Source organism: Aurantiacibacter arachoides (assembly GCF_009827335.1).
GTDB lineage: Bacteria > Pseudomonadota > Alphaproteobacteria > Sphingomonadales > Sphingomonadaceae > Alteraurantiacibacter > Alteraurantiacibacter arachoides.
This window is the reverse complement of the sequence record NZ_WTYH01000001.1, coordinates 2912651-2924877: the sequence shown is the minus strand read 5'-3', so window position 1 is coordinate 2924877 and position 12227 is coordinate 2912651. Positions and strand designations below refer to the sequence as shown.

At 68.3% G+C, this 12227-nt stretch carries 8 protein-coding genes; 6 read left to right on the top strand and 2 right to left on the bottom strand.

What is annotated here, in order from left to right:
- Window positions 1-11 precede the first annotated feature (11 nt).
- From GRI62_RS14320 to GRI62_RS14650, 3 genes are read left to right on the top strand one after another with little or no spacing between them, the layout of a single operon-like run.
- A complete protein-coding gene (locus GRI62_RS14320) occupies window positions 12-1682 on the top strand; it encodes a M28 family metallopeptidase (RefSeq protein ID WP_131451387.1) in 1671 nt (556 codons plus the stop codon).
- Window position 1683: 1 nt separating this feature from the next.
- Window positions 1684-2682: an agmatine deiminase family protein gene (locus GRI62_RS14315; RefSeq protein ID WP_131451386.1), complete on the top strand. Its 999-nt coding sequence runs from the start codon at window positions 1684-1686 to the stop codon at window positions 2680-2682.
- A 35-nt stretch (window positions 2683-2717) separates the two neighbouring features.
- Window positions 2718-2840, top strand: coding sequence for a hypothetical protein (locus GRI62_RS14650; protein WP_267901987.1), 123 nt, complete (start codon window positions 2718-2720; stop codon window positions 2838-2840).
- A gap of 23 nt (window positions 2841-2863) precedes the next feature.
- On the opposite strand, the gene GRI62_RS14310 is transcribed toward GRI62_RS14650, so the two are convergent.
- Together GRI62_RS14310 and thrS are read right to left on the bottom strand one after the other, a co-directional pair.
- The gene (locus GRI62_RS14310; RefSeq protein ID WP_131451385.1) at window positions 2864-3451 is read right to left on the bottom strand and encodes a DUF305 domain-containing protein; all 588 of its coding nucleotides are present in this window, start codon (window positions 3449-3451) and stop codon (window positions 2864-2866) included.
- Window positions 3452-3474: 23 nt separating this feature from the next.
- Window positions 3475-5499: a threonine--tRNA ligase gene (gene thrS, locus GRI62_RS14305; protein ID WP_131451384.1), complete on the bottom strand. Its 2025-nt coding sequence runs from the start codon at window positions 5497-5499 to the stop codon at window positions 3475-3477.
- Window positions 5500-5575: 76 nt separating this feature from the next.
- Here thrS and GRI62_RS14300 point away from each other — a divergent pair, with 76 nt between their 5' ends.
- The 3 genes from GRI62_RS14300 to GRI62_RS14290 all read left to right on the top strand — a co-directional run bounded on the left by GRI62_RS14300 (window position 5576) and on the right by GRI62_RS14290 (window position 12184).
- Window positions 5576-6298, top strand: a complete 723-nt coding sequence (locus tag GRI62_RS14300; RefSeq protein WP_131453665.1) for an alpha/beta hydrolase — start codon at window positions 5576-5578, stop codon at window positions 6296-6298.
- Window positions 6295-7284: an LLM class flavin-dependent oxidoreductase gene (locus GRI62_RS14295; RefSeq protein ID WP_131451383.1), complete on the top strand. Its 990-nt coding sequence runs from the start codon at window positions 6295-6297 to the stop codon at window positions 7282-7284. Before GRI62_RS14300 ends, GRI62_RS14295 begins: the two co-directional genes overlap by 4 nt.
- Window positions 7285-7432: 148 nt before the next feature.
- Window positions 7433-12184: an NAD-glutamate dehydrogenase gene (locus tag GRI62_RS14290; protein ID WP_131451382.1), complete on the top strand. Its 4752-nt coding sequence runs from the start codon at window positions 7433-7435 to the stop codon at window positions 12182-12184.
- Window positions 12185-12227 lie beyond the last annotated feature (43 nt).

Sequence of the window (12227 nt, the reverse complement as noted above, 5' to 3'; positions counted from 1 at the left end):
GGTTCGCCCGCATGATCCGCACACTCGCCCCCCCCGCATTGCTTGGCACTGCGTTGCTTGGCACCGCCCTGTTCGGCCTTGCTGCCTGCGCCACCACCACGCCGGCAGAGACCGAGCCGCGGATTTCGCTGCAAACCATGCAGGAAGCGGTGCGCACGCTCTCCTCCGACGCTTTCGAGGGACGGATGCCCGGCACGCAGGGCGAGGCGGCGACGATCGCCTACCTCGTCGAGCGGTTCCGTGCCGCCGGGCTGCAACCGGGCAACAACGGCAGCTGGGTGCAGGAAGTGCCGCTGATCAACATCACCGGCAGCGACTTCGCGCCGCTGACCGTGGGCGATCGCCAGTTCGCCCATGGCGAGGACTGGGTGGGCGTCAGCTATCGCCCGGTGGCCGAGACGCGGCTCGACGCGAGCGACTTGGTGTTCGTGGGCTACGGCATCAACGCGCCCGAGCGCAGGTGGAACGATTACGCAGGCGTCGACATGCGCGGCAAGGTCGCGCTGATCCTGGTCAACGATCCCGATTACGCCAGCGAGGGGCTGGACGGTCCGTTCGGCGGCCGGGCGATGACCTATTACGGGCGCTGGACCTACAAGTTCGAGGAAGCCGCCCGGCAGGGTGCCGCGGGCGCGCTGATCGTGCACGAGGATTTCGCCGCCAGCTACGGCTGGAACGTGGTGGAGACGAGCTGGTCGGGCACGCAGGCCTATGCCGATACCGGGGCATCCGCAGCGCAGCAGACAGTGATAAACGGCTGGGTGCAGCAGGATACGGCGCGCGCCATCTTTGCGGGTGCGGGCATGGACATGGCCGAAATGGCCGCCGCCGCCAGCCGTCCGGGCTTTCGTGCCGTGTCGCTGGGCCAGCGCGCCTCCACCCGGTTCGACAACACGGTGCGCCGGTTCACCTCGAACAACGTGATCGCCATGCTGCCGGGTCGCAGCCGACCGGACGAATACGTGCTGCACACGGCGCACTGGGATCACCTCGGCGTCTGTGCGGAGGGCGAGGCGGATCCGATCTGCAATGGCGCGGTGGACAATGCCACCGGCACCGGCGCCCTCGTCGCGCTGGCTGAAGCGCACGCCGCCGCCGGGCCGACCGAGCGTTCGCAGGTGTTCCTGGCAGTGACGGCCGAGGAATCCGGCCTGCTGGGCGCGGAATATTACGGCGCGAACCCCGTACTGCCGCTGGCGCAGACGGTGGCGGGCATCAACATGGACGGCATCGCGGTGCGCGGGGAATCGCGCGACGTGGTGGCGCGGGGCGCGGGCAAGAGCGAGCTCGACGCCTATCTCGCCAGCGTGCTTGCGGTGCAGGGGCGCGTGTCCTCGCCCGATCCCAACCCGGAAGCCGGGTATTACTACCGTTCCGACCACTTCCCCATGGCGAAGCGCGGGGTGCCGATGTTCTACGTGAAATCGGGCCTCGACCTCGTCACCGGCGGCACCGCGGCGGGGCAGGCGGCGGAAGCGGCCTACCGCGCCAATGCCTACCACGCGCCGGGCGACGAATACGATCCCGCCTGGGACTGGTCGGGCCTGATGCAGGACCTCGACCTCTACTACCGCCTTGCCCGGAACCTGGGGAACAACCGCGACTGGCCCGAATGGTACGAGGGCGACGAGTTCCGCGAGGCACGCGAATCAGCCTGCGCCGCCTCGACGCGCGGGTGCTGACATGACGGGTTTCAGGATGCCCGCCGAGTGGGCCGAGCAGGAGTGGATCTGGATCGGCTTTCCCGCCCATGCCGACCTGTGGGAAGACAACCTCGTTCCCGCGCAGGAAGCGATGGCTGCCTTTGCAAATGCCGTTGCCGAGACCGGCCAGCAGGTGCGCATGGTGGTGCGCGATGCCGCCGCCGAGATGCGGGCGAGGGATCTCGTTTCGGGCAATGTCCAGTTCGAGCGCCATCCCTATGGCGACATCTGGATCCGCGATACCGGGCCGCTGGTGGTGCTGGGCGAAGGCGGCAAGCGCCGCGCGCAGGGCTTCCGCTTCAACGGCTGGGGCGACAAGTACCTGCTCGAAGGCGACCGGGAAACGGGCGAATCGCTCGCCGCGGCGGGCGGGCTGGACTATGCCAAGGCCGACTGGGTCCTCGAGGGCGGCGCGCTGGAGACCGACGGGACGGGGTTGCTCGTCACCACCGAGCAGTGCCTGCTCAATCCCAACCGCAATCCCTCGCTCAGCCGCGAGGCGATCTGGGCGAACCTCCAGCGCGACCTCGGCTTCGAGCGGGTGGTGTGGCTAGGCGACGGCCTGCTGGGCGATCACACCGATGGCCATGTCGACAACCTCGCGCGGCTGGTGGGCGAGAACGCCATTGCCATTCCCATGGCGAGCGGTGCGGACGATCCCAACGCCGCGGTCTACGCCGATGCCCGCGCCCGCGCCCGCGATTTCGGGCTGACGGTCCACGACGTCCCCTCCCCCGGCTGGATGGGCGAAGGGGATGAGGTGGAACCCGCGAGTTACATGAACTGGGCGGTGTGCAACGACGTGGTCGTGGTGCCGACCTACGGCTCGCACCACGACGAGGATGCCGTCGCGGCCATCGGCGCCCTCTTCCCCGGCCGCGTCGCCGTCGGCATCCGCGCCGATGCGGTGCTGACGGGCGGCGGCAGTTTCCACTGCGCCAGCCAGCACGTGCCCAAGGCGCACGCAGAGCCGTGTTAACGATTTGTTAGGATTTTGGGCAGACAATCTTGGGCATGGCCAAGGCTGTCGCCCTCACCCGTGAACTTTCCGCCAATCCGCTGGAGGCGCTGCGCGTCACCGTGGTTGCCGGCTGCGCGCTGGCGCTGATCGCCGCGGGCCAGATCCTGCCGCTCTAGGTCTTTCCACCCGGCAGGAACGGTCAGTTCCCGCCGTGGTCCATTCCCGAATGATCCATCATGTGGGCATCGCCCTCGGGCGTTTCGCTCGGCGTCGGGGTTGGTGTGGATGGTGCGGCCGCACCCTGGCTCCGAGCCGCTTGCGGAACGCTGATTGACCGTGCGGGGGGCGGAGACGTGTTGCCGGCAGAGGCATCCGCAGCGGCCGCAGTGCCGGTGGATACGCCGCCTGCGTTAGCCGCCAGCCACGCATCGATCTCCGCGAGTTCGGCGCTCTGTTCCTCGATAACCTGCCGGGCCAGCGCCTTGGCTTCCTCGTCCGCGCCGTACTGCAAGATCACCTCGCTCATGGCGATCGCACCGCGATGATGTTCACGCATCCCCTGCATGAAGGCGAGATCGGGGTCGGCGGCAGGCGCGCCCATCGCCTCGTGCATCTCGGTCATGGCGCGCATGTAGGCCTGCTGGGCGGGCGTCATGCCCTCCATGCTGTCCATCCCGGCCATGCCTTCCTGCGAGGCCTCGCTTTCGGGGGCGGTCGAGGGTTCGCCATCGGAACAGGCGGCGAGCGCCAGCGTGGCGGCGGTCAGCAGGAACAGGGGCTTTCTCATGCGGTCTCTCCGGGTTGCCGGGATCAACGCAAGTCGGGCGGTGTTGCTCCCGCGCGGAGCATGGCGATGGCGTCCTCCAGCGGCATGACCCGCTGATGCTGTTCGCCCAGCGTGCGGACCGCGACGGTGCCTTCCTCGGCCTCACGCTTGCCCACCACCAGCAGGTGCGGGACCTTGGCGTGGCTGTGTTCGCGCACCTTGTAGTTGATCTTCTCGTTACGAAGATCGCTTTCGACGCGGATGCCGGCCGCCGCCAGCTTCGTCGTCACGTCGCGGGCGTAGTCGTCGGCATCGGAAACGATCGTCGCCACCACTGCCTGTACCGGGGCGAGCCACATGGGCAGGCGACCGGCGAAGTGTTCGATCAGGATGCCGATGAAGCGTTCGTAGCTGCCAAAGATCGCGCGGTGGAGCATGACCGGGCGGTGCTTCTCGCCATCTTCGCCGACGTAGCTTGCATCGAGCCGGTCGGGCAGCACGCGGTCCCCCTGGATCGTGCCGACCTGCCAGGTGCGGCCGATCGCGTCGGTCAGGTGCCATTCCAGCTTGGGGGCGTAGAATGCGCCTTCGCCGGGCAGTTCCTCCCAACCGAAGTCGGCATTGTCCATGCCCGCCTCGGCCACGGCGTCGCGCAGTTCCTGCTCGGCCTTGTCCCAGTCCGCATCGCTGCCGAACCGCTTGTCGGGGCGGAGCGCCAGCTTGACGTGGTAGGAGAAACCGAAGTCCCGGTAGACGCTGTCCGCCAGCTGGCAAAAGGCGCGCACTTCCGCCACCACCTGGTCCTCGCGGGCGAAGATATGCGCGTCGTCCTGCGTGAACTGGCGCACGCGCATAAGGCCGTGAAGCGCGCCATGCGGTTCGTTGCGATGGCAGCAGCCCATCTCGCCCAGGCGAATCGGCAGGTCGCGGTAACTGGTCGTGCCCTGCTTGAAGACGAGCACGTGCGCCGGGCAGTTCATCGGCTTCAGCGCCAGCCAGTCCGCGTCGGGCGCCACCCGGGGCGCGGCCACGCCGCTGTCCTCGGTGACATCAGGCACGATGTCGGGCACGGCGAACATGTTCTCGGCATACTTGCCCCAGTGGCCCGAACGCTCCCACTGCTTCACGTCCATCAGCTGCGGCGTCTTGATCTCGCGATAGCCGCCGGCGTCCATGCGGCGGCGCATGTAGGCCTCCAGCTCGCGCCAGATGCGAAAGCCCTTGGGATGCCAGAACACGCTGCCGTGCGCCTCCTCGGCCAGGTGGAACAGGTCCATCTCGCGGCCCAGCTTGCGGTGGTCGCGCCTGGCGGCTTCCTCCAGCCGGGTGAGGTGCGCGTCGAGCTGCTTCTTGTTCAGCCAGCCGGTGCCGTAGATGCGGGTCAGCTGCGCGTTCGCCTGGTCGCCACGCCAATAGGCCCCGGCGACGCGCATCAGCTTGAATGCGGCGGGGTCGAGCTTGCCGGTGCTGGCAAGATGCGGCCCGCGGCACATGTCGAGCCAGCTTCCCTCTTCGCCCGGACTGCCCGAGTGGTAGACCGTCAGTTCCTCGCCCTCGGGCAGTTCGGCGGCCCATTCCGCCTTGAACGTCTCGCCGTTCTGCTGCCAGCGGGCGATCAGGTCCTCGCGGTTCCACACCTCGCGCACCAGCGGCTTGTCGGCGCGGATGATGCGGCGCATCTCCTCCTCGATGGCGGGCAGGTCGTCGATCGAGAACGGCTCGCGGTCGTCCGGCGCCTTCACGTCGTAATAGAACCCGTCGTCGGTCGCCGGGCCAAAGGTGATCTGCGTGCCCGGCCACAGCGCCTGCACCGCCTCGGCCAGCACGTGGGCGAAATCGTGGCGCACCAGTTCCAGCGCGTCGGCTTCGTCTCGCAGCGTTACCAGCGCCAGTTCGGCATCGCCATCAAAGGGCCGGTTGAGGTCGCGCAGCTCTCCATTCACGCGCGCGGCAAGCGCGGCCTTGGCGAGGCCGGGGCCGATCGCGGCGGCGACATCGGCGGGGGTGGAGCCGCGCGCCATCTCGCGCAAGGAACCGTCGGGCAGGCTGATCTTGAGGAGTTCCGTCATGTCCCGCCACCTAGTGCCACTGGCGCGCGCGTGCAATCCGGCTTGCAGCCCGGCGCTCAGCGCCCATCTGGAGCGGATGACCGACACCTTCGACATCGACGGCGAATCCATCGCCTGTCGCCACAGGCCCGGCAAGGGCCCGGCGCTGGTGTTCCTGCCCGGCTACCTGTCCGACATGGCCGGCGGCAAGGCGACCGCGGTGTTCGACTGGGCCGAGGCGCACGGGCGCGAGTGCCTGCTGCTCGACTATTCGGGCTGCGGGGCAAGCTCGGGCGATTTTGCCGCGGGCACCCTGTCGCGCTGGCGGGACGAGGTTCTCGCCCTGATCGCGGCGCACGTGGCGAGCGAGGGCGTGGTGCTGATCGGTTCGTCGATGGGCGGGTGGCTGATGCTGCTCGTCGGGCTCGCGCTTGGAGACCGGCTGCAGGCGCTCGTCGGCGTGGCCGCCGCGCCCGACTTTTCAGACTGGGGCTTTGACGAGGCGCAAAAGGCGAAGCTGCGATCCGGCGAGACGATCTTCGAGGACAGCCACTACGGCTACGATCCCGTGCCCACCCATGCGAAGTTCTGGCACGACGCGGAGGCGAACCGCCTGCTCGGTGCGCCCATCGCGCTGACCTGCCCTGTCCGCCTGCTCCACGGGCAGGACGATACGGACGTACCGCCCGCTACATCGCTGCGCCTCGCCGCCGCGCTCGCCAGCCGGGACGTGCAGGTGACGCTGGTGAAGGGCGGCGACCATCGCCTGAGCCGCGCAAGCGACGTGGACCTGCTGCTGCATACGCTGGAGACCCTATGACCGATCTTTCCATCCTCGACCTCGTCCCCGTGCGCCAGGGCAGCGGGGTCGCCGAGGCCATCGCCGAGGCCGGCACGCTGGCGCAGGTGGCCGAACGCGCCGGCTACAAGCGCTTCTGGGTGGCCGAGCACCATGCCAGCGTGGGCATCGCGGGCGGGCCGGCCGCCGTCATCCTTTCGCACATCGGCCACGTGACGAACACCATCCGCATCGGTTCGGGCGGGATCATGCTGCCCAACCACAACCCGTTCGTGATCGCCGAGCAGTTCGGCGCGCTGGACGCGCTGTTTCCGGGACGGGTCGATCTGGGCCTCGGCCGCGCGCCGGGGTCCGCGCCGATCATCGCGCAGGCGCTGCGCAAGGACCTGCACCGGGCGGCGGAATATTTCCCGCAGGACGTGGTCGAACTGCGGGCCCTGCTGACCGGCGATCTCGACCTGCCGATCGTGGCCACGCCGGGTCTGGGCGCAAAGGTCGAGCTGTGGATGCTCGGCTCCAGCCTGTTCGGCGCGCAGCTCGCCGCCCGGCTGGGCCTGCCCTATGCCTTTGCCAGCCACTTCGCCCCGCGACATCTGGACGCCGCACTGGAAACCTACCGCGCCGAGTTCCGCCCTTCCGCGACGCTCGACAAACCGCACGTGATGGCGGCAATGGGCGTGCTGGCGGCGGATACCGACGAGGAGGCGCGCTATCTCGGGTCGAGCCAGGACCAGGCCTTCGTCGCGTTGCGCACCGGCGACCCGGGCAAGCTGCCGCCGCCGGTGCGCGACTACCGCGAGAACCTGCCGCCCGAGGCGCGGGCGATGATCGAGGGCATGGACGAGGCCCGCGCGGTCGGCTCCCCCGCCACGGTCCGCACAAAGATCGAGGCCTTCGTGCGCCGGACCCGCGCAGACGAGATCATCTGTGCCGGCGCCACCTTCGATCCCGAAGCGCGCCAGCGGTCGCTCGACCTGACGATGGATGCTCTCGCCTCGGCCCGTTAGTTACCGTTGTAACTTTTGAAGTGGCAATGATCCGGGGCCGACGATATGGCCGTGGGGGAACTTCCGGCGCGGGCACTCGCTGCTAGGGTTCACGAGTTGCGAGGAGACGGCCCGCCTTTTCGGGCCGCGACAAAGGACAGTGCTGGCCATGGCTACGAAGCCCCGCGCGAAGAGCGCATTCGCCCAACTCAGCCGCAAGGAACGCGGCTTTGCCGAGACCCTGCGCGAACGCATCCGCGATTCGATCCTGCCGGGCGAGCCCCCGCTGGAGGGCCATGCGCTGGACGAGGCCACCGCCTTCGTGATCGAAGCGGCCCGTCAGCGCGAGGAGGGGCAGTCCTCCATTCTCGTCCAGTCGGCGGCCGAGGGTCGCCGGTTCATGCGCATTGCCGTGATCAACAAGGACATGCCGTTCCTGGTCGATTCGATCGCCGCCACCATGGCCGCGCGCGGGCTTTCCATCCAGGTGCTGGTCCATCCGATGCTGCCCGTGCGGCGCAAGAACGGCGCGATCGCCGACCTGCCGCAGGGCGATACCGGCGAGAAGAAGGAAAGCTGGATCTATATCGAGACCGCGCGGGTCGATGCGCGCGAACGGCGGGCGCTGGAAAAGGAACTGTCCGCCGCGATCGAGGACGTGCGCGCCGCCGTGGCCGACTGGGCACCGATGCGCACCGCGCTGGAAGCCGATGCGGATCGCCTGTCCGATTCTGAAGGCGCCGCGCTGCTGCGCTGGCTGGCCGGCGGCATGATGACCCAGCTTGGCCACGTCATCCGCACCCGCGAGGGCAAGCAGACGAAAGCCATGGGCATTTGCCGCGCCTCCACGTCCGACCTGCTGGCCGAAGATGCCTACAAGCGGGCCTTTGCCTGGTTCGACGGCAATGGCGCAAAGAGCAAGGGCGCGCCCGGCAAGGTGCCGCTGATCATCAAGGCCAATCGCCTGAGCAAGGTCCACCGCCGCGTACCGCTCGACCTGTTCATCGTGCCGTTGTTCGAGGATGGGCGCGTGTCCGCGCTGTCGATCCACGCCGGCATCTGGACCAGCGCCGCGCTCGTCTCTCCGCCCGAAACCGTGCCGGTGCTGCGCCAGCAACTGAAGGCGATCATGGAGCGGATGGATTTCGAGCCAGGCAGCCACGACTACAAGTCGCTGGTGCATGCGCTCACCACCCTGCCGCACGATCTGATGATCAGCTTCTCGCAAGAGGACATCACCCGCGTCGCCATCGCCATGATGGGCTTGGACGATCGCCCGCGCCCGCGCGCGACGCTGATCACCGCCCCGCTCGGCCGCCACGTCTTCGGCTTCGTCTGGCTGCCGCGCGACATGATGAACACGCAGGTGCGACTCAGCGTGCAGGACCTTCTGGAAGAGCACACGGGCGCCAGCACGCTCGACTGGAGCCTCTCCATCGAAGGCGGCAACCTGGCGCTGCTGCGCTACGTGATGGATTACCGCGGCAAGAAGGGCGAGCCTGACACCCCCGCCATCGACCGGGCGCTGGGCGAGATGCTGCGCGGCTGGAACGACGCGGTGGAGGAAGCCCTGGCCGCGAGCGAGGACGAAAGCCGCGCTGTCACGCTGACCGCGCGCTATGCCAGCGCCTTTCCGGCTTACTATCGCGCCACCTACGGCCCGGCCGAGGCCGCGATAGACATCGGCCGCATGCGGCATCTCTCCGCCAATGCCGAGGACGATGGCGCGGGCCGCGATGCGCGCCTGTACCTGTCGGACAAGGACGAGGTCGGCCAGCTGCGGCTGAAGGTGTACCAGCACCGCGGTTCGCTGCCATTGTCCGATGCGGTGCCCGCGCTGGAGAACTTCGGCTTCAAGGTCCTTTCCGAGGTGCCCACCACCCTCGAGACAGAGGACAAGGGCACCATCCACGATTTCATCCTCGCCCTGCCCACTGGCATCGCCGCGGGCGACCTGCTGGAACGCAGCGAGGCGATCGAACACGCGATCACCGCCGTGCTCAACGAACGCGCCGAGGACGACGTGTTCAACCGCCTGATCGTGATGTCGGCGCTGGTATCGCAGGAAGCGGACTGGCTGCGCGCCTTCTACCGCTACCTGCGCCAGTCGGCGATCGCCTTTACCATCTACACCGTGGTCGATGCACTGGCCGGCGCGCCCAAGGTGACGCGCGGCCTGATCGCGCTGCTGCGCGCGATGCACGATCCCGCTTTCGACGGCGACCGGGCCGGGGAAATCGCCCGCGTCGAAGGCGATATCCGCGCCGGCCTGGCCGACGTGGTCGCCATCAACGACGATCGGCTGCTGCGCCGGTACTGGGATACGCTGCGCGCGGTACTCAGGACCAACGCCTTCGCGCCCGCGGGCAACGAAGCGCTGGCCTTCAAGTTTGACAGCACCCTCGTCCCCGGCCTGCCCAAGCCCGTTCCGTGGCGGGAGATCTGGGTCTATTCGCGGCGGGTGGAAGGCATCCACCTGCGCGCCGGGCCGGTGGCCCGCGGCGGCCTGCGCTGGTCCGACCGGCGCGACGACTTCCGCACCGAGATCCTCGGCCTGATGAAAGCGCAAAAGGTCAAGAACGCCGTGATCGTGCCCACCGGCGCGAAGGGCGGTTTCTATCCCAAGCGGCTGCCCAACCCGGCGATCGATCGCGACGCCTGGTTCGCGGAAGGCAAGGAAAGCTACAAGCTTTTCATCCGCACCCTGCTGTCGGTGACCGACAACCTCGTCGACGACAAGGTGGTGCATCCCGAGGACGTGGTCATCCGCGATGGGGAGGATCCCTATTTCGTGGTCGCCGCCGACAAGGGCACCTCGACCTTTTCCGACACGGCCAACGCCATCGCCATCGCGCACGACTTCTGGCTGGGCGATGCCTTTGCCAGCGGCGGATCCAACGGTTACGACCACAAGGCCATGGGCATTACCGCGCGCGGCGCCTGGGTCTGCGTGCAGCGCCACTTCCTGGAAATGGGCGTGGACGTGCAGACCGATCCGGTGCGCGTTGTGGGCTGCGGTGACATGTCGGGCGACGTGTTCGGCAACGGCATGCTGCTGTCGAAAGCCATCCGCCTGGTCGCCGCCTTCGATCACCGGCATATCTTCATCGATCCCGATCCCGATGCCGCGAAGAGCTGGAAGGAACGCAATCGCCTGTTCGGGCTCGAACGGTCGAGCTGGGCCGACTACAAGGAAAGCCTGCTGTCCAAGGGCGGGGCGATCATCCCGCGCACGGCCAAGCGGATCGAGCTGTCGAGCGAGGCGATGGCCGCGCTGGGCATCGAGGAGGGCGACCTCAAGGACGGCGCACTCGATCCCGACGGCCTCATCCGCCTTATCCTGAAGAGTCCTGTCGACCTCGTCTGGTTCGGCGGCATTGGCACCTACATCAAGGCCACGCACGAGAGTAACGCCGATGTCGGCGATCCGGCGAACGATGGCCTGCGCATCAACGGCAACGACCTGCGCGCCAAGGTGATCGGCGAGGGTGCGAACCTTGGCCTGACCCAGGCGGGCCGGGTCGAGTTCGCGCTGGGTGGCGGCCGGGTGAACACCGACTTCATCGACAATTCGGCGGGCGTCGACTGTTCTGACAACGAGGTCAACATCAAGATCGCGCTCACCGCCGCACGCCGCGCCGGACGCCTCAGCGAGGAGCGGCGCAATGCCCTGCTCGCCGAGATGACCGAGGACGTCGCCGCGCTGGTGCTCGAAGACAACCGCCTGCAGGCGCTCGCGCTGTCGATCGCCGAACAGGGCGGCGCGCGCTCCGTCGGCGCGCAGGCGCGGCTGATCGAAATGCTCGAGGAGATGGGCGGGCTGGATCGTGCCAACGAAGGGTTGGCCGACGGCGAAGGCCTCGCCCGGCGCGCCGCCGACGGTCATGGCCTGACACGGCCCGAACTCGCCGTCCTGCTGTCGCACTCCAAGCTGGTGATTCAGGACGCGGTCGAACGCGGCAAGCTGCCGGCAGACCCGGCGGCCGATGCGCTGGTGCTTGGCGATTTTCCGCCGCAGATGCGTGACACATACAAGGCGCAGTTGCTCAGCCATCGCCTGCGGCCCGAGATCGTCGGCACCGTGGTTGCCAACAAGCTGGTCAACCGCATGGGCATGATCCATCCGTTCGAACTGGCCGAAGAGGAGGGCGAGGGTCTCGCCGCCGTCGGCTCGGCCTTCGTGGCGGCAACTGCGCTGCTGGGCATGGATGCTGTGTGGGAAACGCTCGACACCGCAACGATGCCTGAAACCGCGCGGCTGATGCTGTTCGACCAGGCTGCGCTGGCCCTTCGCGGGCATGTGGCCGATCTGCTGCGCGCAGGCGACGGCGAGGTTTCACCGGCCGCCTTGCAGGACCAGATCGGGCCGATGGTGGCCAAGCTGGACGAACAGGTGGAGACGCTGCTGGGCGACGAGGCGCGCGCCCATGTCGACGCCATTGCCGCGCGCATGACGGCAGAGGGCGCGAGCGAGGAGCACGCCCAGATGGTCGCGCGGCTGTTCGCGGTGGACGGTGCCATCGGCCTGTCGCGACTGGCAAGCGAAACCGGCATCAAGCCCGTGGCGCTGGCCCACGCCTTTGTCGATCTGGGCACGCTGCTGGGCATCGACTGGGCGCAATCGCGGGCCGCGATCATGAACCCCGCCGATCCGTGGGAACGGCTGCTGGTGTCGGGTCTTGCCCGCGATTTCCAACAGATGCGGTTCGATTTCCTGCGTGGTCTTGCCCGCAAGCGCGGCAAGGATGCAGGCGATCCGCAGGCCCTGATCGGCACCTGGGCGGCCCGGCATACGGGCACGATCGCCCAGTTCCGCCGGATGATCGCGCGGGCGCAGGCGGCAACGCCGGTAGCGCCCGCGATGCTGGCACAAATCGCCAGCCAGGCGCGCAATCTGCTGCAGGGGCAGGGCCAGGGCTGAGTGCCTTTGGCGCAACCGGCCATGGTGACCGAAAGGGGGTGGC

What these genes read in the sequence shown, in the direction of transcription:
- GRI62_RS14320 (WP_131451387.1), top strand. Translation starts at nt 12, where the DNA reads ATGATCCGCACACTCGCCCCCCCCGCATTGCTTGGCACTGCGTTGCTT.
- GRI62_RS14315 (WP_131451386.1), top strand. Translation starts at nt 1,684, where the DNA reads ATGACGGGTTTCAGGATGCCCGCCGAGTGGGCCGAGCAGGAGTGGATC.
- GRI62_RS14650 (WP_267901987.1), top strand. Translation starts at nt 2,718, where the DNA reads ATGGCCAAGGCTGTCGCCCTCACCCGTGAACTTTCCGCCAATCCGCTG.
- GRI62_RS14310 (WP_131451385.1), bottom strand. Translation starts at nt 3,451, where the DNA reads ATGAGAAAGCCCCTGTTCCTGCTGACCGCCGCCACGCTGGCGCTCGCC.
- thrS (WP_131451384.1), bottom strand. Translation starts at nt 5,499, where the DNA reads ATGACGGAACTCCTCAAGATCAGCCTGCCCGACGGTTCCTTGCGCGAG.
- GRI62_RS14300 (WP_131453665.1), top strand. Translation starts at nt 5,576, where the DNA reads ATGACCGACACCTTCGACATCGACGGCGAATCCATCGCCTGTCGCCAC.
- GRI62_RS14295 (WP_131451383.1), top strand. Translation starts at nt 6,295, where the DNA reads ATGACCGATCTTTCCATCCTCGACCTCGTCCCCGTGCGCCAGGGCAGC.
- GRI62_RS14290 (WP_131451382.1), top strand. Translation starts at nt 7,433, where the DNA reads ATGGCTACGAAGCCCCGCGCGAAGAGCGCATTCGCCCAACTCAGCCGC.